The sequence below is a fragment of the Flavobacterium sp. UW10123 genome (genome assembly GCF_040538975.1).
In the GTDB taxonomy this organism is placed as follows: Bacteria; Bacteroidota; Bacteroidia; order Flavobacteriales; family Flavobacteriaceae; genus Flavobacterium.
The window spans coordinates 169,372-191,356 of sequence record NZ_JBEWQE010000005.1; the positions used below are offsets into that span (position 1 = coordinate 169,372).

The 21,985-nt window shown below is 34.9% G+C and carries 21 protein-coding genes; 13 read left to right on the top strand and 8 right to left on the bottom strand.

All coding sequences use genetic code 11. The features are described from left to right. Nucleotides 1-63 precede the first annotated feature (63 nt). From ABXT06_RS07775 to ABXT06_RS07790, 4 genes are all read right to left on the bottom strand, one after another. Nucleotides 64-1,563, bottom strand: a complete 1,500-nt coding sequence (locus tag ABXT06_RS07775; RefSeq protein WP_354590235.1) for a RagB/SusD family nutrient uptake outer membrane protein — start codon at nucleotides 1,561-1,563, stop codon at nucleotides 64-66. Nucleotides 1,564-1,585: 22 nt separating this feature from the next. Beyond that, nucleotides 1,586-4,708, bottom strand: coding sequence for a SusC/RagA family TonB-linked outer membrane protein (locus tag ABXT06_RS07780; RefSeq protein WP_354590236.1), 3,123 nt, complete (start codon nucleotides 4,706-4,708; stop codon nucleotides 1,586-1,588). A gap of 170 nt (nucleotides 4,709-4,878) precedes the next feature. Beyond that, nucleotides 4,879-6,432 (bottom strand): L-piperidine-6-carboxylate dehydrogenase, encoded by a 1,554-nt coding sequence (gene amaB / locus ABXT06_RS07785; RefSeq protein WP_354590237.1) that lies wholly within the window; start codon nucleotides 6,430-6,432, stop codon nucleotides 4,879-4,881. Between the two features lie 38 nt (nucleotides 6,433-6,470). Continuing rightward, nucleotides 6,471-7,286, bottom strand: a complete 816-nt coding sequence (locus tag ABXT06_RS07790) for a DUF1338 domain-containing protein (protein WP_354590238.1) — start codon at nucleotides 7,284-7,286, stop codon at nucleotides 6,471-6,473. A 190-nt stretch (nucleotides 7,287-7,476) separates the two neighbouring features. On the opposite strand from ABXT06_RS07790, the gene ABXT06_RS07795 reads away from it, so the two are divergent. Continuing rightward, nucleotides 7,477-7,947, top strand: coding sequence for an Lrp/AsnC family transcriptional regulator (locus tag ABXT06_RS07795; RefSeq protein WP_111364653.1), 471 nt, complete (start codon nucleotides 7,477-7,479; stop codon nucleotides 7,945-7,947). A 109-nt stretch (nucleotides 7,948-8,056) separates the two neighbouring features. Beyond that, nucleotides 8,057-9,046, top strand: a complete 990-nt coding sequence (gene bioB / locus ABXT06_RS07800; RefSeq protein ID WP_354590239.1) for a biotin synthase BioB — start codon at nucleotides 8,057-8,059, stop codon at nucleotides 9,044-9,046. A 302-nt stretch (nucleotides 9,047-9,348) separates the two neighbouring features. On the opposite strand, the gene ABXT06_RS07805 is transcribed toward bioB, so the two are convergent. Together ABXT06_RS07805 and ABXT06_RS07810 are read right to left on the bottom strand one after the other, a co-directional pair. Further along, nucleotides 9,349-9,966 carry an Imm26 family immunity protein gene (locus tag ABXT06_RS07805; RefSeq protein ID WP_354590240.1) on the bottom strand — a complete coding sequence of 206 codons (618 nt, stop codon included), beginning with the start codon at nucleotides 9,964-9,966 and terminating at the stop codon, nucleotides 9,349-9,351. 243 nt (nucleotides 9,967-10,209) lie between these two features. Continuing rightward, nucleotides 10,210-10,764, bottom strand: coding sequence for a hypothetical protein (locus ABXT06_RS07810; RefSeq protein ID WP_354590241.1), 555 nt, complete (start codon nucleotides 10,762-10,764; stop codon nucleotides 10,210-10,212). A 257-nt stretch (nucleotides 10,765-11,021) separates the two neighbouring features. Between ABXT06_RS07810 and ABXT06_RS07815 the strand changes: the two genes are divergently transcribed. Continuing rightward, nucleotides 11,022-11,525 (top strand): DNA-deoxyinosine glycosylase, encoded by a 504-nt coding sequence (locus ABXT06_RS07815; RefSeq protein ID WP_354590242.1) that lies wholly within the window; start codon nucleotides 11,022-11,024, stop codon nucleotides 11,523-11,525. Nucleotides 11,526-11,546: 21 nt separating this feature from the next. On the opposite strand, the gene ABXT06_RS07820 is transcribed toward ABXT06_RS07815, so the two are convergent. Together ABXT06_RS07820 and ABXT06_RS07825 are read right to left on the bottom strand one after the other, a co-directional pair. After that, the gene (locus ABXT06_RS07820; RefSeq protein WP_111364648.1) at nucleotides 11,547-11,789 is read right to left on the bottom strand and encodes a hypothetical protein; all 243 of its coding nucleotides are present in this window, start codon (nucleotides 11,787-11,789) and stop codon (nucleotides 11,547-11,549) included. 231 nt (nucleotides 11,790-12,020) lie between these two features. Continuing rightward, on the bottom strand, nucleotides 12,021-12,332 hold the full coding sequence (locus ABXT06_RS07825) for an EthD family reductase (protein WP_354590243.1): 312 nt from the start codon (nucleotides 12,330-12,332) through the stop codon (nucleotides 12,021-12,023). 140 nt (nucleotides 12,333-12,472) lie between these two features. Between ABXT06_RS07825 and ABXT06_RS07830 the strand changes: the two genes are divergently transcribed. From ABXT06_RS07830 to vgrG, 10 genes are all read left to right on the top strand, one after another. Continuing rightward, complete coding sequence (locus ABXT06_RS07830) at nucleotides 12,473-13,450, top strand: GlxA family transcriptional regulator (RefSeq protein ID WP_354590244.1); 978 nt, start codon at nucleotides 12,473-12,475, stop codon at nucleotides 13,448-13,450. A gap of 363 nt (nucleotides 13,451-13,813) precedes the next feature. Next, nucleotides 13,814-14,671 (top strand): helix-turn-helix transcriptional regulator, encoded by an 858-nt coding sequence (locus ABXT06_RS07835; RefSeq protein ID WP_354590245.1) that lies wholly within the window; start codon nucleotides 13,814-13,816, stop codon nucleotides 14,669-14,671. A 378-nt stretch (nucleotides 14,672-15,049) separates the two neighbouring features. Beyond that, on the top strand, nucleotides 15,050-15,619 hold the full coding sequence (locus tag ABXT06_RS07840) for a Pvc16 family protein (RefSeq protein ID WP_354590246.1): 570 nt from the start codon (nucleotides 15,050-15,052) through the stop codon (nucleotides 15,617-15,619). Beyond that, nucleotides 15,616-16,449, top strand: a complete 834-nt coding sequence (locus ABXT06_RS07845) for a hypothetical protein (RefSeq protein WP_354590247.1) — start codon at nucleotides 15,616-15,618, stop codon at nucleotides 16,447-16,449. Before ABXT06_RS07840 ends, ABXT06_RS07845 begins: the two co-directional genes overlap by 4 nt. A gap of 36 nt (nucleotides 16,450-16,485) precedes the next feature. Beyond that, on the top strand, nucleotides 16,486-18,063 hold the full coding sequence (locus tag ABXT06_RS07850) for a phage tail sheath family protein (RefSeq protein ID WP_354590248.1): 1,578 nt from the start codon (nucleotides 16,486-16,488) through the stop codon (nucleotides 18,061-18,063). A gap of 56 nt (nucleotides 18,064-18,119) precedes the next feature. Further along, nucleotides 18,120-18,590, top strand: a complete 471-nt coding sequence (locus tag ABXT06_RS07855; protein ID WP_095930122.1) for a phage tail protein — start codon at nucleotides 18,120-18,122, stop codon at nucleotides 18,588-18,590. Beyond that, a complete protein-coding gene (locus ABXT06_RS07860) occupies nucleotides 18,577-19,047 on the top strand; it encodes a phage tail protein (protein WP_354590249.1) in 471 nt (156 codons plus the stop codon). The genes ABXT06_RS07855 and ABXT06_RS07860 overlap by 14 nt, the downstream gene beginning before the upstream one ends. Nucleotides 19,048-19,053: 6 nt before the next feature. Continuing rightward, nucleotides 19,054-19,224 carry a DUF5908 family protein gene (locus tag ABXT06_RS07865; RefSeq protein WP_354590250.1) on the top strand — a complete coding sequence of 57 codons (171 nt, stop codon included), beginning with the start codon at nucleotides 19,054-19,056 and terminating at the stop codon, nucleotides 19,222-19,224. A 201-nt stretch (nucleotides 19,225-19,425) separates the two neighbouring features. Continuing rightward, nucleotides 19,426-20,100 carry a CIS tube protein gene (locus ABXT06_RS07870; protein WP_354590251.1) on the top strand — a complete coding sequence of 225 codons (675 nt, stop codon included), beginning with the start codon at nucleotides 19,426-19,428 and terminating at the stop codon, nucleotides 20,098-20,100. Further along, nucleotides 20,100-21,899 carry a type VI secretion system tip protein VgrG gene (gene vgrG, locus ABXT06_RS07875; protein WP_354590252.1) on the top strand — a complete coding sequence of 600 codons (1,800 nt, stop codon included), beginning with the start codon at nucleotides 20,100-20,102 and terminating at the stop codon, nucleotides 21,897-21,899. The genes ABXT06_RS07870 and vgrG overlap by 1 nt, the downstream gene beginning before the upstream one ends. The last annotated feature ends 86 nt before the right edge of the window (nucleotides 21,900-21,985 follow it).

Below are 21,985 nucleotides of genomic sequence, written 5' to 3' on the forward strand. Positions count from 1 at the left end.
AGATAAAAAGAATAGCCAAGAAATATAGGCTATTCTTTTTAAATATTTAAATCATTTTGAGAATTAATTTGTTTGTAATTCTGTCAGCGGAATTGGGTAAAAGTTATTCTTTGCTGCATCAAAACCTGTTCGTCCAACTGCATCAAGAGCTTGTTTTGTTTTTCCCCAACGGCGTAGATCGTAAAAACGGAAATTTTCTAGAGGGAATTCTAAAATTCTTTCGTGTTCGATTTGCGCTTTTACTTCAGCGCCACTTGTTCCTGTCATTGCAGGCATATCTGCTCTTTCGCGAACTTTGTTGATGTATGGAATTGCTTCTCCTGGGCGACCCAATTCATTTAATGCTTCTGCCTGCATCAATAATACATTCGAATAACGCATTAAAGGAATGTTGATTGCAGTAAATTCCTGATCCATTTTTTCCTGTGTACTTGGAATAAATTTGCGAAAAACTGGTTTGTCTGTATCTCCAAATTTATCATCATAAGTTGTTCCTAATACTAATGGATTGCTAGCATCATTAAAATATGGATCTTTGAAGAAAATTGTGCTATAAAAACGTGAATCATAGTTTCCTGTTGTCGCAATTTTTCCTTCTTTTTTGAATTCGTTTACAAGCATTGGACTTGGAAGAATTTCGTCCCATCCGCCAAGCTCAGCCGCTGCCATCCAGTAGTGAAGTGCATTGCGGTAGAACGCTCCGTTTGCTGTAGTTTCTGAAAACTGAAGTTCAAAAATAGATTCTTTAGTGTTTTTGGTTGTACCATCAAACATAGAAACATAATCTTTAACCAGCTCATAACCTTGCACTTTGTTCAATGCAGTAAGTGCTTCATTAAGGAAAGTTTCTTTTTGAGCTGTTTCTTCATAAGCTCTTGTCAAATAAGCAAAACCTAAGTAACTGTTAGCAGCACCGCTTGTTGCACGTCCTGTTTTATCTGCAGATTGTTTTGCCGGTAGAACAGCTGCTACAGCTTTAAATTCGCTTGTAATAAAATCCCAAGCTTCTGCACGGCTTGACAACGGAATGTTTAGATCGCTTTCTTTTGTAACATATTTATTTCTGATATAGATTTGATCCCAATTCAAAATCAGTTTCATGTGGTAATATGCACGTAAAAAACGAGCTTCTGCTTCAATCTGTTTGCGGTCTTCATCAGTTATTTTTGATGCAGGAACCTGTGGCAATTTATCAATAACCTGATTGGCATTACTGATTCCTCTGTAATTAATTCTCCAATAGCTAGTAAACTGACTGTTTCCGTTTGTGTAGGTAAAAGTAGAAAGTTCAACCCAATTTTGATAGTTTAATGCATCGCTCCCTAATTCGTTTATGTCTTCACGATACGCTTCAACCGGCCATTTTACTTCGGCGAAAGCCCATTCGTCAACAGCACATTCTAATTGTGAGTAAGTTGAGGCCAAAGCAGATTCGGCATCTGCTTTATTTCTCCAGAAATTATCTGAAGTAAGCTGATCTGGAGATTGTTGATCCAAATAGTCATCACAGCTTGTAAAAGTGAATAAACCTATAGCGGATAATATTAAAAATATCTTTTTCATGATAATGTCGTATTAAGTAGAATTAAAATATATACTGAACTCCAGAAACAAATGATCTTGTAAATGGGTAAACAAAACGGTCTACACCTGTGTCAATTACTTTGTCACGTGAGAATTCAGGATCAATACCTGAGTAATTGGTGATGGTAAACAAGTTCTCAACACTTACATAAAATCTAAGTTTGTCGATTTTTGCTTTACCTAACATTTTGTTTGGAATAGTATATCCAAATTGCAATTGGCGCATTCTGATAAAATCGCCACTTTCAAGAAAACGATCCGATTCACGGCTGTTTCCGTTAGGGTCCTGTAATACAGCTCGCGGAATATTACTGTGGTTTTCTGGTGTCCAAGAATTTAATGTAGAAGCCAACATATTAGTTCCTGCATTCATAGACTCATAAAAATATCTGTTTCCGTTATATAATTTATTTCCCCATCCGCTTCCTATCAATGCAGAGAAGTCAAATCCTTTATAACTTGCACCTAAACTAAGGTTTACTTCCAGTTTTGGCAATCCTGTTCCAGCATACGCTTTATCATTTTCATCGATAACGCCGTCTCCATTCAAATCTTTAAAGCGAAGGTCTCCAGGCTGTGCATTTGGCTGTAATAAAACACCATTTTTATTGTGAGCTGCTACTTCTTCAGCAGATTGGAAAATACCGTCTGTTTTATACAAATAAAATCCGCTAATAGGACTTCCTACACGTGCCTGAGTTGGAAAGTGCTCGTCTCCATATTTTAATCCTTCTCCATAAATAGTTTGTCCGTCATTAGCCAATTCTTCTACTTTATTTTTAAGTGTCGTAAGGTTTAATCCTGCATTGTACTTAAATTCATTTACTTGGTCACGGTAATTTACTTCAAATTCAAATCCGCTGTTGCTAATTTTACCTACGTTAAGAACAGGATCATCGATTCCTGCAGAAGGAGCAAGTTTTTTTGTAATCAACAAATTATCAGTCACATTGTGGTAGTAGTTCATCGAACCGCTAATTTTTCCATTCAAAAGTGTATAATCTAAACCAATATTCTTAGAATCTGTAGTTTCCCATTGCAGGTTTCTATTTTCTAATGCTGTTGCAATACTACCCGGCCATGGGTTGCTTCCTATTCCCTGAACATAACCATTGCCTAAAAAATTCCCTGTTTTAATTAAGGTGTTTGCAGAGTAATAACCTAAAGCAGCTTCATTACCTAATTGTCCCCAGCTAGCACGCAATTTTAAAGTAGAAAGAATCATATCTTTTGGGAAGAAATCTTCTTGTTCGATTTTCCATCCTAAAGCAATAGATGGGAAAGTCCCCCAACGGCTGTCTTCTCCAAATTTAGAAGAACCATCTTTTCTAACTGTTACTTGCAATAAGTAACGATCATTGTATGAATAATTTAACCTGCTAAAGAAAGATACTCTATTGTATTGGAATTTTGAACCATCAGCAGAATAGGTTCCTCCTCTTCCTGCGCCAATTGTTTCAAAACCAGGATCAAGGAATCCTGAAGGACGATCGATAGAAACCAACTGTCCATTTTCTACAGTATAATCAGTTGTTTTTCCTTCAACACTAACCTGATTCCAGTTTGATGCCTGACTGTTAAAAGTATTCCCCAACATTAAACCAAAAACATGTTTTCCAAAAGTTTTGTCAATGGTGATGATATTGTCTAATATTTGCTCATTCCAAGTCGTTCTTAATTCTGTATGCATTGGATAAAGATGCACCTCTTTTGGATTTGCAATATATGGAGGAAAATGTGCAGTCTGTTGGTTGTTTTTTACACGGTAAGAATAAGCCAGTTTGTATTTTAACCATGGAGCAATGTTTGCAGTTGCAGCAATATTTGCCGTTATGTCCTGTCCGATGTCATTGCTTTTTCTAAAATGCTCTTCGGCAACTGGATTTGTTCCTGCTGGTAAACCATTTTTATTCGCGAGTCCGTAACCATATTCTTCATTTTCATCATAAACTGGAACCAAAGGAGCCATCGTATATACTTCTTTTAGCTGAAAATTAGGCAATGCATTTTGCGTTCCCATATACGCCATTTTTGCATCGATATCAAAAATTGATTTTTTAAAACTAACTCTCGCGCTACCAGTTTGCTGACCAAATTCGTTATCTATTACAATACCTTTTTGCTTCACAAAATTACCATAAAGCGCAAATTTAAAATCTCCCTGTCTACCCTGAATTCCTAAACCATAGTTTTGTGTAAAACCAGAACGGAAAACTTCGTCCTGCCAATCTGTATTTACATCTGATGGTGCTGTAATATAAGCTGGAAGAGGTTTTGGTGAAGTTGCATATTTATTGTATTCATCATACATTCTTTTATTGACAGTACGATAACCGTCAGCATCTAACATATCTAATGTTTTAGATGGATTTGTAATGCTTAAAAAAGAACTGAAATCTACTTTTACGCCTTCTTTTTGTCCATTTTTAGTGGTTACGATAATTACACCATTAGCAGCGACAGATCCGTAAATTGCAGCTGCGGCACCATCTTTAAGAACCTCCATAGATTCTATATTGGTTGGGTTTATGGTATTAATAGATCCCTGAAAACCGTCAATGATATAAAGTGGTTCTGTTGCTCCAAATGTATTAACTCCACGAATTTTCACGCTTACTGAAGCGCCAGCAACACCACCGCTTTTTTGCACATTTACCCCTGCAACTAATCCTTGAAGTGCTTCTGATGGACTTGTTGTAGCACGAGTTTCTAGGCTTTCTTTTTTAACGGTAGAAATAGCTCCTGTAACATTACTCTTCTTTTGAGAACCATAACCAATAATAACTACTTCGTTCAGTTTATTGGTTTCTTCCTGCATAGATATATTAAGTTCTGAACGATTATTTATACTCTCACTTATGGATATAAATCCTACATAAGAAAAAACAATAATCGGATTCTCCAACGTCGATGGATACACTAAGGTGTAATTTCCATCAATATCTGTCCCAGCATTGTATTTAGAATCTTTGATCGAAATACTTACCCCAGGCAGCGTATTATTTTTGTCATCTGTAACTTTTCCTGAAATTGTTTTTTGTGCTTGTGCAAAACTGATGTTTGGCAGCCACAAGCATAACAGCAGAGGAATAAAATAAATTACCCTAATTAGTTTTCTGTTCATCTTGGTAATGGTTTTAGTTAGTAAATTTTTAGGTTTCTTTTTTTAATTTTTAATATTTAGTTTTTGTATTGCATGTATATACATCTTGTTTGACAATGCGTTAAAACATTACCAAACAAAATGTAGTATTCTTGTTTATATTTTTTGCTAAGCTTTAGCTTTTCTGCCTGTTATAAGTCAAATTTAATTCCTTGAGCCAACGGCAGACTTGTAGTATAATTGATTGTATTGGTTTGTCTTCTCATGTAAATTTTCCAAGCGTCAGATCCAGATTCCCGGCCACCACCAGTTTCTTTCTCACCGCCAAAAGCACCTCCAATTTCAGCACCAGAGGTTCCGATATTTACATTTGCAATACCACAATCAGAACCTGTAACAGAAAGAAATAATTCGGCTTCTCTTAAGTTATTTGTCATAATTGCAGAAGAAAGTCCTTGCATTACACCATTTTGCATCTCAATTGCCGCTTCAACAGTTCCTGAATATTTTATTAAGTATAAAACAGGAGCAAAAGTTTCGTGCTGTACAATTTCAAAAGAATTATCAGCCTCTGCAATTGCAGGTTTTACATAGCATCCACTTTCATATCCATCACCAGAAAGTACTCCGCCATCTACCAAAATTTTCCCTCCTTGCTCGACAACTTTTTTTAGGGCATCATTATACAATTCAACTGCCTGCTTATCGATAAGAGGTCCTACATGATTTTTTTCGTCCAAAGGATTCCCGATGCGCAATTGTCCATAAGCAGAAATCAGAGCTTCTTTAACTTTTTCATAAATGCTTTCATGAATAATTAAACGGCGTGTAGAAGTACATCTTTGTCCTGCTGTACCAACAGCGCCAAAAACAGCACCAATAACGGTCATTTTAATATCTGCATCTGGCGTTACAATTATTGCATTGTTTCCACCTAATTCCAGTAAAGATTTTCCAAAACGTCCTGCAACTACCTGCGCTACAATTTTACCCATTCGAGTAGAACCTGTTGCCGAAATTAACGGAATGCGTTTATCATTGGTTAGCAATTCGCCAATTTTAAAATCTCCTGTAATCAAGCACGAGATTCCTTCAGGTAAGTTATTCTCTTTTATAACCTCTGCCATAATATTTTGGCATGCAACTGCACAAAGAGGTGTTTTTTCTGAAGGTTTCCAAACGCAAACATCGCCACAAATCCAAGCTAAAGCTGTATTCCAAGCCCAAACAGCTACTGGAAAGTTAAACGCCGAAATAATTCCGACAACTCCTAGAGAATGGTACTGTTCATACATTCTATGTCCTGGTCTTTCTGAATGCATTGTTAATCCGTGCAGCTGACGTGAAAGTCCTACTGCAAAATCACAGATATCAATCATTTCCTGCACTTCGCCATAACCTTCCTGCAAAGATTTACCCATTTCATAAGAAACCAGTTTACCTAAAGCTTCTTTGTTTTTGCGTAATTTTTCTCCAAATTGACGCACTATTTCACCACGCTGAGGCGCTGGCATTAGTCTAAATTGCTTAAAAGCATCAGTAGCCGATTCCATCACTTTTTCATAATCAGCTGTAGTTGATGTTTTAACCTTTCCGATTAATTTTCCATCTACTGGCGAGTAGCTTTCTAAAATTTCCCCATCAGAAAAATTATTCAGCCCTGTCCAAGTTCCGTTATTAACTTCCTTTATGTTTAGTTGCTCTAAAGCTTCTTTTATACCAAATTGCAAATCTGTATTCGTCATTGTGACTTTTAATTGTTCTTTTTTATACTAAATGAATATTATAATGCTTTTTGAAGCTTTACATCGGTGCTTTCAAATATTTTATCTGCCGATGACGCAACAAAACCTTGATATAATTCTCCGTTTGACATCGGATAACGCAATGCAAATTCGTAATAACATGATGGCACTTTCAACGTTCCTTCTTCAAAATCGATATTGTATAAATCTGCCAATGTGCTCGATTGTTCTAAAAGCTGTTCTGGAGTTCCTTTAATTTTTCCTCCAGATGCATTCAGTTCCCAGCCGCTAGCTTCTAAGAAATTATTCAATTCTTCTAAAGTTTTAAATCCTTTTAAAGCATTGGTATTAATAGTAAAGTGATTGGCTCTAAAACCATAAACATACATCCAAGCCGCATATTCAGATTCTTCCAACAATGATTTGTAAACTGCTTGCGAATTTCCATTCCAAACTGATCCGCTTAAAACTAATTCTGGATTATTAAACACATTCTGGTCGCAACTATCTAGCAAATTCGCTACTGTAGCCTGTAATTCAGCAGAACATTTTTCTAATTCCAATTCAGAAATAAAAATTCTTGGCGCGTCTTTGTCAGTTGCGTGCTCGTAATGTTTTGCATAAAGCTTTTTAGTTTCAAAATGATACTCTCCTTTTGCTTCGTAACCAACATTTAGAAATGGCTTTTCTAAAACTTGAATATTCACACGCTTATCATTGAAAGTACGAATCGCGATATGATCATTTTTAATTTCTTCCCCCTTGTTTTCCAGGAGTTCATGAATTTTTAATGCCGACGGAGTAATTTCTACATATTGCTCCCATAGCTTTTTAAGTAATTGATCCTTATTCATTTTGTAGTTAAGTTAAAATAGTGTTATTATGACACAAATCTATACATATAACTGTTATTATAACAGTATAGCAATACGATTATTTACAATTAGACATTTGTTATGCTATTTTTTGTAATTTTGACACTTTAAAAACCATTTTTAACAAAAGAATTGTCAAAATAATAGAATCACCAATTAAAAAGCACTTATGGCAAAGGTCAAGAAGAATGAAAATACTGACTATTTAGATCGAGAAATCATACAAAAACTCAGCGAAAATGCAAGAATACCATTTTCTGATTTGGCTAAAGAATTGAATATTTCCAATTCGCTGGTGCATCTAAGAGTTAAAAAATTGCAAGAAGCAGGAGTAATTAATAGTTTTTCTGTAAAATTAAATCCAAAAGAGCTTGGTTTTGAAACCATTACCTATACAGGAATTGTGACTAAAGAGGCTCGTTTTTCCTACTCTATTGCTGAAAAACTTAAGGAAATACCAGAGGTGATAGAATGCCATTGGGTATCGGGAAAATATGCTTTATTCATAAAAATAGTAGCAGCAAATAATGAAGAACTTCGTAAAATTCTATACGAACAAGTGCATCAGATTGAAGGCGTTGGAAGCACCGATTCTTTTTTCTCTTTTGGTTCTGCTTTTGAGAAAAATCTTCCTGTTTAAAAAATTTGATATTTCAACCGGTCTACCCAAAATATAAAAAGTGGTACATTTTGATGATACAGTAAAATGATACATTTGACCAAAAATCATTAAAAGCATATCAAAATAAATGAACACTCAAATTAGACACGACTGGAAAAAAGAAGAAATTCAAGCTATCTATGATCAGCCTCTTTTAGAATTGGTTTATCAGGCAGCAACTGTACATAGAGAGTTTCATAAACCTTCAGAAATACAGGTTAGCACATTACTTTCTATAAAAACAGGCGGATGTCCAGAAGACTGTTCTTACTGCGGACAAGCAGCGCGATACCATACCGATATTAAAGTTCAGGCGCTTCTTCCGACGGAAAAAGTATTAGAGCATGCGCAAAAAGCAAAAGACGGCGGTTCTTCTCGTTTTTGCATGGCTGCCGCTTGGCGAGAAGTTCGCGATAACAAAGATTTTGATCGTGTTATAGAGATGGTAAAAGGTGTAAACGATCTTGGTTTAGAAGTTTGCTGCACACTTGGAATGCTTACCGAAGAACAAGCGGTACGTCTTCAAGAAGCAGGTTTGTATGCTTACAACCATAATTTGGATACTTCTGAAACTTATTATGATGAAATAATCAGTACGCGTAAATTTGACCAACGTCTTGACACTATCAATAACGTCAGAAAAGCGGGAATCACGGTTTGCTCAGGCGGAATCATTGGTCTTGGAGAATCTAATGCTGATCGAGTTTCTATGCTGTTAACTTTGGCAACTATGCCTGTTCATCCAGAATCTGTTCCTGTAAATGCCTTGGCAAGAGTAAAAGGAACTCCACTAGAAAATAATCCGAAAGTGCCTATTTGGGATATGGTTCGAATGATAGCTACAGCGCGTATTGTTATGCCTGCATCAATTGTTCGTTTAAGTGCCGGACGCATCGAAATGACCGAAGAAGAACAAGCTTGGTGTTTTATGGCAGGTGCCAATTCTATTTTTACAGGAGAACGCGAAACTTTATTGGTAACACCAAATCCAGGATTGTCTGAAGATATGCAGATGTTTCAAAATCTTGGCCTTAAGCCTTTGGTAAAAGAAAATAAAAGCGCTTGTTCTGTAATTTAAAACGAGTTTTAATCACCCTTTTATAGCCCGTAAAACTGCACAATCTCGAAAACTTTCAGGATAGTGCAGTTTTTTTTAGTTCAAGAACTCCAGCTACGCAAAGTGTTCTCCTCGTTATTGCTACGCAATTCCGAAAGCCTTCGGGACTGACTTTACGCTCAGGGACATTTGTGCATCTTTTCATATAGAACCCTTCGGAGAGCGGGGCTGTTCTAATTTTTATGCGATATTAATATAAATCATTTGATAATCAGTAGATGTTCGACGCAGTAATTATGCATCAACACATCTGATACATTACCCTAAATAATAGCTTTTCCTCTTATTTCTTTTGGAATACTAGAATAAATCGGAGTATAAATAGTATTATAGTATGAAATTAAATCATCGTGATTATCAAGTCTATAAAATTCCTCGATGTTATTGCCTTGCTGTCTAATAACTTCCATAGTTAAACGTGTGGCTATTGAACCATATGCTCGGTAAATAAATTTCTCTAAATGTTTTACTTTTTCATAATCAACAACAACCCTGTTATTCACTTCTGCATTATGGATATAATACCAAATTTTAGCGTTTTTTTCATATGTAGTAAACACAGGACCAAAGTCCTTAAAATCAGGAATTGTTAACTCTATTTTCTTAGGTTTCAAATGTCCTAATACTTCCCATGTTTTATTTTTTAATGCTGGGTATATATTAAGGACATAAATGCCTCCAAGCAGTAAATCATTATCATCTATATTATTTACTACAATATCTTCATCTCTAAAAATTCTATCATAAACATAAATAAATTCATTATATCCAATATCTTTTTTAATTTCATTTAAGTTAATAAACTTAGCTAACACATAACCAAAATTATGTTCTAAAGGAATCTTAATTATTGATCCAGTTTCGATTTTATTTTTTTTCATTTTTCTTATTTGACCAGCCTCCACGCTCCGCAAAGTGTTCTCTTCGTTAGCGCTGCGCAAATGTCTCCGACTTTGCGCTTTTTTATACAGCAATTCATTAAATCGTTCTCTTCTAAAAGTCTCTGACTTTATTCTAAAACTATTAATAAAGATTATCACGAAAAACAGACCACGAATGCTTTCGGGATTGTGCAGCTTTTCATATGCAACTCTTCGGAAAGCGGGGAGCTTTGTACGCTGCTCTTATTTTTCCTTTTTGAATTTTAAAATCTGTTTTTTTTCAAGTATAACTAATGAATCACTTGTTAGCTTTAAAATTTTCCATTGAAAATTAGATACATCATCATCATTAAAAAAATCAATTACATTATCGTTCATTTCATACTCAAAAAACAATTGCTTATTATTAGGATAAAAATTCATTTTCATTGCCTTACCGCTAATATTCAGTTTAAGAATTAAGTCATTTTCCTTTGTAACCCAGTTACCACAAACAGAATTTATATTTGTTTTACTAACAGGGCTATCCGTTATTGAATTGTTTTTTTGGGAGTAAGCAAAGACCACAATAAAAATAATATAAATCAGGATAACAATTAGCATTTGAAAGAGGGATCTATTTTTTAAGAACCATGTAAGGCCAAAAGTTAAAAGCACACCTATAATACTAGAAAAAAGACTTCCTAAAATTGAAGAAGATTGGAGAACATATTCTTTAAAAAAGAAAAATGTCAATACAAATATAAACACTGCAAATCCAATCGTTTTATAAAATTCTTTTTTTAATTTTTGTTTCATTATTTTTTACTTTTTGTTCTTTTATTTCATCCCCCCCTGCTCCGCAAAATGTTCTTAATTAGCGCAGCGCAATCCTGAAAGCTTTCGGGACTGATTTTGAACCACATTAGTTTCTTTTAAGGCGTAAATATCTAAAAGTTTTTTCTTTTAAAGCAAAATCTAATACAAGTTAAAGACATTTATTGATTTTTAAGTCTTCTTCTCATTTCAAATCTTTATCGCTAATTTTACAAATCAACGAAAATCAGAAAAAACCAATGCTAAAAAAAGCCCTTCAACCCTTAATAGATAATTCCACAATTATTCTAATTATGGGAACTATGGCGGGCGAACAGTCTATTGCGAAGCAGCAATACTATGCGAACAAAGGCAATCTTTTCTGGAAAATTCTGTTTGCTATTTTTGACGAAGAATTCAGCACTTCTTATGAAGATCGAAAAGCGTTAGTGGCAAAATACAATATTGGTCTATGGAATGTCCTTAAAAGCTGCAAAAGAGAAGGAAGCAGCGACGCTAAAATAACAGAAGAAACTCTTAATGATTTTGAGAATCTGCACAAACAATTTCCGAATATCAAGCATGTTTTTTTTGAAAGCAAAGCTGCTGCAAAATACTTTCACAAACATACTATACCGCAAGAAGGAATTATTTACACAATCCTGCCTTCCACAAGCGGACTAAATGCAGGTTTAACTAAAGCTGAAAAAATGGAACAATGGAAAGCTGTATCGCAAGTTGGGCTTTCAAAAGATGAAGATTAATTTTCAGGCAATATTGAAAAATTACCTATTTCGCATGATATAGAATAGAATTTCTTCTTCTAATTCCCTTGACAGATTTTCAAATTTCATTCTACGTCGGAAATTTTTTTCGCTTCTATCCTTATAAAGCTCCGTTTTAGCCGTACTTGCGCAATAAGCATCACACATCACTTTAAATTTTTGATCTAGTATATACAATTCTTTCATCGAATCAAAATACGCTGCAAATTTAACATTGTACAATTCGTCAGGAATAGCGGCCATAGGTTTTGTATTTAAATTAATACTGTATTTTACCTTATAAGTTCATATTGCAATACTCAAAATAATCTGTTCTTCGTCTACATATAGAAAAACTGCATTAAAAGAATACTTAAAATTAAAATGAAAAACTTTAATCTTTCTTTCTGAACCTCTGGAAATGGTTTCAGATTATAATCTGAAACCAGAAATAGTAAAATGAACCTTGAACCGTTAAAATGAAACAATGAAAAATCAGGTGTTTTTCACATCATACACATAAATCTGCACCTCATCGTCACTGGCTAGGATTCTGCGGTCAGCGGCACATTGTTGTCCGATATCTGACTTAAAAGATTCCATCATCGCTTCCATAGATACAAAATATAAATTTGCTACAAGATATACATCTGAATGCTCTGTTGTTGATCGAACTGCTCCATTGCTTACTTCATATTTTATTAATCCTGGAAGTTTTTTTGCTAATGGAATGTGTACACCATAATAATGTTTTTCGAAAGAGTTGATGTCTTTTGGCGTTTTGTAGATTACTGTCATTTTTGCCATGATATTGATTTGCTTATAATGTTAGACAATTGTTTAGAGTAAATTTAAAAGCAAATTCTAAATTGTTTGATGTGAAAACCAGACATTCTCAATGGTGTATTTGGACAGCAACTTTTAGTACCTTTATATAAAAAAAGAAAATGAAACAGCTTACCATCATAGTTCCTGAAGGAGACAATAATCTTTCAAGCATATCTGGCGCATACGAAATCTTTACAAAAGCAAATACCTTTTATAGAGCAAATGGCAAAAAGGAATTGTTTCATATCCAACTTGCTGGAATTTCTGAAAAAGTAGAATTCAATCAAGGAATTTTCGAAGTAAAACCTCATCTTCATATTTCTCAGGTCCATAAAACCGACCTCATCATTATTCCTTCATTAAACCATAATTATAATCTTGCTCTTAAGCATAATGATGAATTGGTGCATTGGCTACAAAAGCAATATAAAAAAGGAGCCGAAATAGCCACTATCTGTACGGGTGCGTTTATGCTTGCCGCATCGGGACTTCTTGACGGAAAAAGCTGTTCTACCCACTGGTCTGTCAAGGAAAATTTCAGCAAAATGTTTCCAAAAATAAATCTTAGAATTGACGAATTGATTACAGATGAAAACGGAATTTACACCAATGGCGGAGCGTATTCTTTTCTAAATTTAATGATTTACTTAATCGAAAAATATTACGGTAGAGCTACAGCGGTTTATTGCGCAAAGGTATTTCAGATTGAAATGAACCGAAGCACACAATCGCAGTTTATTATCTTTTCGGGGCAGAAGAAACATGAAGACGAAATGGTGCTTCTTGCACAATCTTACATAGAGCAAAATTTAGGAGAAAAATTATCGATGAGCGATCTTTCTACTAAACTTAATGTAAGCAGAAGGAATTTTGACCGAAGATTTATAAAAGCAACAGGAAATACTCCAAGTGAATATCTTCAGAGAGTAAAAATCGAAGCTGCCAAAAAAGCTTTTGAGACAGATCGTAAAACTGTAAATGAAGTGATGTACGAAGTTGGCTATTCTGATGTGAAAGCCTTTCGAGATGCTTTCAAAAAAATCACTGGAATTCCGCCAATGGAATACAAAAAGAAATATCATAAAGGCGCAGCCTAAAACTAATTAGACTTTTTCTACAATTTGGACATATCAAAAATGCATTAGACATTTTTGAAAGTCCTTTTTATGCATTTTTGAAACATTGAGTCTTAAAAATGTTAATTAACACAACAAATACAAAAACACGTAATACTACTTATAGTAATATTCCTATAGATTAAATAAATTTACACTCCTTATTACAAGCCTCCTTTAATTCTATCTGAAATCAAGTTATAAAGCCTTTTAAATAATTAAAAATAGGTTTTGTTTAAAAGTCGGTTTTATAATTTAAGGAAAAAGTTATTATTTATTTTTCATTTCAAATGCAGCATTAGAAATAATGCCGTATTCAAAGAAGCAACAAATAGCACCCCAAAAATGCTCGAAAAAAAATCTATAGTAATTGGATGTGAGGATATCACAATACTGACTATGATATTAAATGCAATATCTATAGTATCTGATTATGCATTTTCTACAGTATCTGTTTCGAGAGGAGTAGATTTGAAGAATACTATAAACTCCCTGAATCCTGATTTAGTAATTTTAGGTTTCAAACAAAACCAGCTTGTGTTAAATGATGCCAATTTCGGTTCTGATAAAAGGGATATCCCAATTTTATATCTGACTCAAAATTATGAATGCGAATCCTTATGCTGGACAAAGCAAAACATAGTCTTTACCTATCCTTATAATCAAATTAAAAATACCGATTTTTTAATTTATAGAATACGTTCTATCTTTCTTCTAAAAAAAGAGCCTCAATGCAAACCCGCCGCATCATTTACAGAAGCAGCACTTCAAAAAAATGATCCCGATAAATTAAGCCATTATGTAATGGAACTGGATCAAAAAGTTGAAGTTCTCTTAAAGATAAAAGAACGTATTTCTTATCTCTATCCTAATGTTGACGATGTAACAAGAATTGAATTGATGTCAATCGTAAATTCGATCAAAACTGTTGCAAACGACAATAAACTTTGGGATGATTTCAAAATCTATTTTGAACAATCCAATCCAAATTTTCTTCTGGCTCTTGCCAAAAAACATCCTTCTTTAAGCTCTAGAGATTTAAAATACTGCTGCTACATTAAAATGAATATGAGCAACAACGACATTACCAATCTTCTTGGCATTAATCAGGAAAGTGTTCGCACCCATAAATATCGTCTTAAAAAGAAACTAACGCTAAAAAAAGAAGACGATATCATTTCTTACTTAAGAACCGTTTCCTAAAGAATAGACAAAAGTTTATCCTCACAAAAAAATCTGCAAACCAACCTCAGCATTTGTCTTTTCGACAAAGGAAAAATCGCATGCAAAATAAAAAATTGAAGATTCTAATAGCGGAGTCTCTTTTGTGATTTCGTCCTTTAGCCGAAAGGCAAGAACACATTATTGTATACGTAAAAAATAGACAAAATGCATTTCGTCGGCGAAATATGCATTTTGTCTATGTTATGTCTACAAAAGCACAAAATATCTTTTGGTTTTGTCTACGAAAAGTACATTACAAATTCTTCGTACAATTCTAATTCTCAGCTACTTTTACAATAAGGTAAAACAAATTAATTCAGTAGCATTTCTGTTAAATTAATTTAAAGGCTAAAGACGATGATACATCAATCACTTCAGTTTACAAATAAACTATTAGGACAGTTTTTAAAAAACCGTTTTGGTTTGACCGAAGACAAAACTGTCTTGAATTATCTCATTGAGCCAAGTGGCACTTTGCCAAAAGCAAATCAGAACAAAGTGGTTTTATCTCTTATAAATATCGAAAAAGAAACCAATCAGCCTTTTTATATCAGAAATCAGAAATTAGAAAGCGGCAACTATTCCAATTTCAATCCAACAGAAAGATACAATATAGACTTGCTAATCAGCAGTAATTTTGAAGATTATACCGAATCTTTAAAATTTCTAGACGCCATAATTGTCTTCTTTCAGATTAACAATTATATCGATGCTTCGTCCTCCTCTTCTATTCCAGACGGATTGAGCAGGTTAGAATTTGAGTACGAAAAGATTTCTTATCATCAGATGCACAGTTTATGGACCGCGATGGCAGCAAAATATCAGCCTTCGATTATTTATAAAATGAAACTGATAAAAGTTCAAGCACACGAAACTATGGAAATTATACCGTCTGTAAAAAACACCAGTAATAACATTGTCAAATGATACAGAGTAATTACATAAAGATTTTTGGTATTGCGGCCTATCATACTTTTTTTGATAACGGAAAATGCAATTGCCTTCACTTTATTCCAAATCATAAAACGGATAAAACATTAAAGAAATTCGGATTTAAAATAAATGCTGTCTCCAACGGATTTGATTTATATTCTAATACAAAATCTTCCTTGTCAGACTTATTAAATTATATTTCTACGACAACGCAGCAAAATTATTTTGAATTTGATATCAAATGCAGCAATCCAAATTTCATTCTCTTTACCACATTACCTATCAATTGGATTGGAGCTATTGCCTACTCTAGTCAGGATCCTAAAAATCTAAATAATAATGGTAAGATTGTACTCAACCAAACTTTAGAAAATAAACCTGTATCGTCTCATTTTGGGCATTTAAAAATTTATTTTGAAGATATTCTAAAAAATCAAAATACAGATAACGCTCCGCTTTTCGAAATAAACTTTACAGCAAGAGCAACGCAATGGCAATATTATTTTATCAATAAAAATGCCCTACATCTCAATAATCCTTCGATTACAGAAAAAGAAAACATACAATTTGATGGGCCTCAAAAAGTAACCATTCAAACAGGAGAATCGGCATTATTGTTTACTTCCAATAAAACCTATATCACACTTAGCGAAAAACCCAAATATAAATTTGATTTAATCAGCAGTTCAGCGTCGGCAAATCAAAACAATACCAAACCCAAAGTAATCATAAAAGGACTTCCGTGTCCAGATGTATCAAGAGTAGGAATAATCGAGAATAGCGACCAGAATGAGGTCGCATCACCAATGTATATCTATTTATAAAAAACTATTAAAAATGAACATTAAAAACTAAAATCAATGAATTTATCTACCATTCAAACTCCTGGTGTTTACATTCAAGAATTAAATGCTTTTCCCAATTCTGTTGTTGGAGTTGCTACGGCTATACCAGCATTTATAGGGTACACACCACAGGCCGTATACGAAGGAAAATCGTATACGAATGTGCCAGTAAAAATCACGTCATTTGCTGATTTTCAGGCTTTTTTCTGTTTGCCAGATCCACCTGCACCTGCAAGTCCGGCCAAACAGTATAATCCTGAATACTATCTGGTAGCAGAAAAGAGTCAGCCCCTAAAGGGAGACTACATGCTGATTGCAGGAACATACTATTCTATTGTTCCAGATCCGAACACCGTTTATTATTTATACAATAGCGTAAGGCTTTTTTATGAAAATGGCGGTGGAGATGCTTATATCGTTTCTGTCGGTTCTTATGGCCCCGCGTCACAAAAACCTGGAACTCCAGGCATTCCGGTTGTAAACCCAAATGTACAGTTGAATGATTTGACAAAAGGTCTTTCTCTATTACTAAACGAGCAAGAGCCAACCATGTACATTTGTCCAGAAGCTACTTTGTTAAGCGTAGAAAACAACGGAACTCTAATGCAATCCATGCTGCTTCAGGCTACGCAAATGCAGACTGCAATGTGCTTGTTTGACATTATTGGCGGTGATGCTCCTGATCCTATCTTGTATACTGAAGATATTACAAATTTCAGAATGAGTACAGGTTCTGTTGGATTGAATTACGGAATGGCCTATTATCCTTTTATAGGAACTACCATAATGCAAAATTCTGATATTGACTATACTAATTTATTTGGTGGAGATTTAAAACAGCTAGAAGCAATTCTTAATCCGCCAAGTGCTCCTAATCCAGCAGTTGCAACAATTATTGCCAATATTCAGAATCCGTCAAGCACTTTGACTGTTACGCAAAACAACAATGCATTGCTTATTGCAAGTCAGACGTATTCTTTGATGATCAAGCATATTTTGACCGATGCCAATATTCTTCCTCCAAGTGGAGCTATGGCAGGAGTTATTACTACTGTAGATAACGCTGTTGGTCCGTGGGAAGCTCCTGCAAACACTTCTATTGTAGGCGCGGCATCATTGCCGATTTCACTTTCTGAAAGTCAGCAAGCCAATTTAAACGTTGATGCTGTTTCGGGTAAATCGATCAATGCGATTCGAACATTTAATGGTTTAGGAATTCTAATCTGGGGATCAAGAACATTAGACGGAAACAGTCAAGACTGGCGATACATACCAGTAAGAAGAACCATGATTTTCTTAGAGCAATCTTGTAAGCTGGCAGCTCAGGCTTATGTATTCCAACCTAATGATAAAAACACTTGGGAAGCTGTAATCTCAATGATCAGCAGTTTTCTTAGTTCGATCTGGAAACAAGGAGGTTTGCAGGGAGCGAGTGCTTCTGAAGCTTTCTCTGTTGCCTGCGGATTAGGTTCGACAATGACTGCAGATGACCTCTTGAATGGTTTTATGAATATAACTGTAAAAGTTGCTGTTGTTCACCCTGCCGAATTTATCGTTCTGACATTTCAACAGCAAATGGCAACTTCTAGTTAATAGAATAAACGCCCTGATTAATAAAGTAATTTTTTTAAATATAAAAATAAAATAATATGGCAACAGATGACGGAAGCGCACAAGGCGCAACATGGCCCATGCCAAAGTTTAGATTCGAAGTAGATCTTGGAACAGAATTGACAAAAGTAGCTTTTCAGGAAGTTACAGGAATGGATGTCGAAAATCAAATTATAGAATATCGCAAAAGTAACAGTCCGCTTTTTTCTGTAGAAAAAATGCCTGGCATTACCAAATACGGTAACGTAACCATGAAGAGAGGAATCTTTGTAAACGATAACACTTTTTGGGATTGGCATCAGCAGGTTGTAATGAACACGATTAAAAGAAGAACTGTTCTGATAAAATTGTTGGACGAAAAAGGCGGTGTAACCATGCAATGGACTTTAAACAACGCTTGGCCAACCAAAATTACCAGCACCGATTTAAAATCTGACGGTAACGAAGTTGCAGTAGACACCATAGAAATTGCACACGAACAACTGATCATAAAAAATGGCGGTAAGTAATGATTATCCTGTAAGCTTTTATTTTACACTCTCTTTTGCGGGTGTAGATGCGGCTTTCAAAGAGGTATCTGGAATTTCTAAAGAACTAAGCGTAGAAGAAATTGTTTGCGGAGGCGAGAATAGATTTAAATATCGCCTCCCAACCATTTCTAGCAGTCAGAACTTGGTGCTTAAAAGAGCCATGGTGCCCGCAGGATCTCAATTGGTCAATTGGTGTGCCAACTGCATTGATCAAGGATTATCAAACCCCATACAGCCCAAAAACGTGATCTTAAAATTGCTTAATGCCTCGGGTGTAGTTTGCATGCAATGGACTTTTAATAATGCCTATCCTGTAAAATATTCCGTTTCTGACCTAAACTCTCAAGAAAGCAATATTGCGATAGAATCTATTGAACTGGCTTACACCTATTTTGACATTTCTAAGGATACCAAATTTGATAAACTTTTTACATAAACCATTATGCCAATCGAAATAAGAGAACTCATTATCAAAACAGAAATCGTAACGACAAATGCGAAAAATTCGGCTCTGACCAAAGAAAGAGAAATGTCCATCTTGAGAAAACAGCTTCTGGAAGAATGTAAAAGATTAATAGCAGAAAAAAATCAGGAGAATAGCTATAAACGGTAAAGCCACTCCCGATAGCTATCGGGATAAAGGATTAAAAAGATTAAAAACAAGAAATCTGCTCAAATCCATTTTAAATCTGCGTGAAATAATTCGGACCACAAATAAAAGTGATTAAAAAAATCTGCATGATCTGCGAGAGAAAATATTTCACGAACAAACTTAACAGGCTTAAAAAAAAATTAAACTTAAAATAACAAACCAATGGCAAGTTTAGAATTAATGAAAATTACGGGATATACAGACGAAGAATTTCAAAATAAATTCTCCGGAAATCCTTATGCTTTCATGATTAATCCTGATAATATCAAAATACAAAAAAGCATCGAATATAACGAACAGCAGGCTCCAGCAACAAGTTCTGCTTCTCAAAAATATAAAAGCACTCCAAGCGATAAACTGAGTTTTGAAATGGTAATAGACTGTACCGGAATCATAGATGCCAAACGTATTGATATGTCCAAAGAAATAACAGCTTTAGAAACGATTATTTATACCTATAATGGTAAAATACATCGTCCTAATTTTGTAAAAGTGCAATGGGGACAAAACATCACGTTTAACGGAGTTCTTGATTCTATTGACATCTCTTACACATTATTCAAACCAGATGGAAGTCCACTGAGAGCTAAGATATCTTTGTCATTCAGCCGTTACATTTCTCCAAAAACAGTAACTAGAACAGATGCTCCAGAATCTCCAGATCTTACTCACATTGTAAGCGTTTCTGAAGGAATGTCTTTACCGCAACTGTGCCAAAAAGTATGGAATGACGATTCGTACTATATAAAAGTTGCCGCTTATAACAAGCTAAACAAATTTCGAAACCTTAAGGGAATCGATAAATTAATTTTTCCACCTATAATCCCTTCCAATTAATGAGTGCTTCAAGCGAAATAAAAAGTGGCGGAATCGCAACATTTGTTGTGAAAGTTAACGGTTCACCAATAGCCGATGAACTAAGTGTGCTTTCTGTTCATATTGAAAAAAGAGTAAACCGAATTGCTTCTGCAAAAATTACAATTCTAGACGGAGAACCCAATACAGGTCAATTTGATGCCAGTTCTTCGGCTACTTTCGTTCCAGGCGCAACAGTCAGTATTGAAGCAGGATATGACAATACTAATACGGTTATTTTCACTGGTTTAATTATGAGCCAAACCATTCGAGTTGACAGCCTTGTAGGATCGGCTTTAGAAGTAGAATGCCGAGATAATGCCATAAAAATGATTGTGGGTCGAAAAAGCCTTACTCATTCCAAACAAAAAGACAGCGATATTATGTCATCTCTAATAGGAAACTATTCGGGATTAAGTGCAGATGTTACTGCTACAAGCACAACTTGGCCAGAACAAGTGCAATTTTATGTTACAGATTGGGATTATCTTTTGGCTCTTGCCGAAGCAAATGGATTAATCGTAACGACTTTAAATGGAAAAATTTCTGTATTTCCTCCTGATAAAACTACTACATCGGTGCTTACGGTAACTTATGGTGATACGCTGCTTGAGTTTAATGCTAAACTAAATGCCGTAACACAACTAGGAAACGTAGCTGCTAATAGCTGGGATTTTAAAACCCAAGCTGTTTCAACGGGCAATGCTGCACCAAATGTTTCAGGAGCTGGAAATTTAACTACAAAAAAACTATCCGATGTTGTTGGACTTTCTACGTATCAATTGCAGACTTCTGCCCCATTAGAAACTGCCGATTTAACCAATTGGTCAAAAGCGCAGATAATTAAAAGTGAATATTCTAAAATAATGGGTGAAGCTAAATTTCAAGGCACAAACTTAGTTGATCCTGGAAAATATATGACCTTCGCCGGTCTTGGAGATCGCTTTAACGGCGATTATCTAATTGGCGGTGTTACACACGATTTGTCTCAAGGAAACTGGGTTACTGCAGTAGCGCTAGGACTTTCTCCTTTATGGTTTACCGAAGAACCAGATGTTATGGCACCACCCGCTTCTGGTCTTGTTCCGGGAGCAAAAGGTCTCTTTAACGCAACAGTAAAACAGATGTATGAAGATCCCGATTCTCAATACCGAGTTTTGGTCGATGTTCCGTTATTGGATCCTAAAGGTCAAGGAATCTGGGCGCGTCTTACCAATTTTTATTCCACAAGCGGAGCTGGAGCTTTTTTCATGCCCGAAGTTGGAGATGAAGTTATTCTTGGTTTTATAAACGAAGACCCACGCTATCCTATAATTCTCGGAAGCGTTTATAGCAGTACAAGCATAAAACCTTTTGCAGGTTTAGATCCGAATCAGAAGAACTCAATAAAAGCTATTGTTTCCAAATCGGGAATATCAGTGCAATTTGATGATGAAAATAAAGTATGGACTGTTGCTACTCCTAATAAAAATACTATCATCATAAGCGATAAAGACAAGAAGATTACCATTCAGGACGAAAACAATAACAGTATCGTAATGTCTAGCAGTGGAATTGATTTATCAAGTCAGAAAAACATCAACATCTCAGCCGATCAAAATGTTACCATCAAAGGTAATCAAGGTGTCAACATACAATCAAGCGGCGGAGATGTCGCAATAAAAGGCCTAAACATCAAAGAAAACGCAGATATGCAATACAGCGCACAAGGCGGACAAATGGCACAAGTCTCAGGAGGAATGCAATTGACTTTAAAAGGCGCAATGGTAATGATTAATTAATTGGTTGACGGTTGATAGTTGTTGGTTGATAGTTAGTCTCCAATGATAATTAAAAAAGAAACTATGAACCCATTAAACAAAAACAA

Excerpts from the sequence above, each read along its gene's own strand:
- ABXT06_RS07775 (WP_354590235.1), bottom strand. The coding sequence starts at position 1,563 with ATGAAAAAGATATTTTTAATATTATCCGCTATAGGTTTATTCACTTTT.
- ABXT06_RS07780 (WP_354590236.1), bottom strand. The coding sequence starts at position 4,708 with ATGAACAGAAAACTAATTAGGGTAATTTATTTTATTCCTCTGCTGTTA.
- amaB (WP_354590237.1), bottom strand. The coding sequence starts at position 6,432 with ATGACGAATACAGATTTGCAATTTGGTATAAAAGAAGCTTTAGAGCAA.
- ABXT06_RS07790 (WP_354590238.1), bottom strand. The coding sequence starts at position 7,286 with ATGAATAAGGATCAATTACTTAAAAAGCTATGGGAGCAATATGTAGAA.
- ABXT06_RS07795 (WP_111364653.1), top strand. The coding sequence starts at position 7,477 with ATGGCAAAGGTCAAGAAGAATGAAAATACTGACTATTTAGATCGAGAA.
- bioB (WP_354590239.1), top strand. The coding sequence starts at position 8,057 with ATGAACACTCAAATTAGACACGACTGGAAAAAAGAAGAAATTCAAGCT.
- ABXT06_RS07805 (WP_354590240.1), bottom strand. The coding sequence starts at position 9,966 with ATGAAAAAAAATAAAATCGAAACTGGATCAATAATTAAGATTCCTTTA.
- ABXT06_RS07810 (WP_354590241.1), bottom strand. The coding sequence starts at position 10,764 with ATGAAACAAAAATTAAAAAAAGAATTTTATAAAACGATTGGATTTGCA.
- ABXT06_RS07815 (WP_354590242.1), top strand. The coding sequence starts at position 11,022 with ATGCTAAAAAAAGCCCTTCAACCCTTAATAGATAATTCCACAATTATT.
- ABXT06_RS07820 (WP_111364648.1), bottom strand. The coding sequence starts at position 11,789 with ATGGCCGCTATTCCTGACGAATTGTACAATGTTAAATTTGCAGCGTAT.
- ABXT06_RS07825 (WP_354590243.1), bottom strand. The coding sequence starts at position 12,332 with ATGGCAAAAATGACAGTAATCTACAAAACGCCAAAAGACATCAACTCT.
- ABXT06_RS07830 (WP_354590244.1), top strand. The coding sequence starts at position 12,473 with ATGAAACAGCTTACCATCATAGTTCCTGAAGGAGACAATAATCTTTCA.
- ABXT06_RS07835 (WP_354590245.1), top strand. The coding sequence starts at position 13,814 with ATGCTCGAAAAAAAATCTATAGTAATTGGATGTGAGGATATCACAATA.
- ABXT06_RS07840 (WP_354590246.1), top strand. The coding sequence starts at position 15,050 with ATGATACATCAATCACTTCAGTTTACAAATAAACTATTAGGACAGTTT.
- ABXT06_RS07845 (WP_354590247.1), top strand. The coding sequence starts at position 15,616 with ATGATACAGAGTAATTACATAAAGATTTTTGGTATTGCGGCCTATCAT.
- ABXT06_RS07850 (WP_354590248.1), top strand. The coding sequence starts at position 16,486 with ATGAATTTATCTACCATTCAAACTCCTGGTGTTTACATTCAAGAATTA.
- ABXT06_RS07855 (WP_095930122.1), top strand. The coding sequence starts at position 18,120 with ATGGCAACAGATGACGGAAGCGCACAAGGCGCAACATGGCCCATGCCA.
- ABXT06_RS07860 (WP_354590249.1), top strand. The coding sequence starts at position 18,577 with ATGGCGGTAAGTAATGATTATCCTGTAAGCTTTTATTTTACACTCTCT.
- ABXT06_RS07865 (WP_354590250.1), top strand. The coding sequence starts at position 19,054 with ATGCCAATCGAAATAAGAGAACTCATTATCAAAACAGAAATCGTAACG.
- ABXT06_RS07870 (WP_354590251.1), top strand. The coding sequence starts at position 19,426 with ATGGCAAGTTTAGAATTAATGAAAATTACGGGATATACAGACGAAGAA.
- vgrG (WP_354590252.1), top strand. The coding sequence starts at position 20,100 with ATGAGTGCTTCAAGCGAAATAAAAAGTGGCGGAATCGCAACATTTGTT.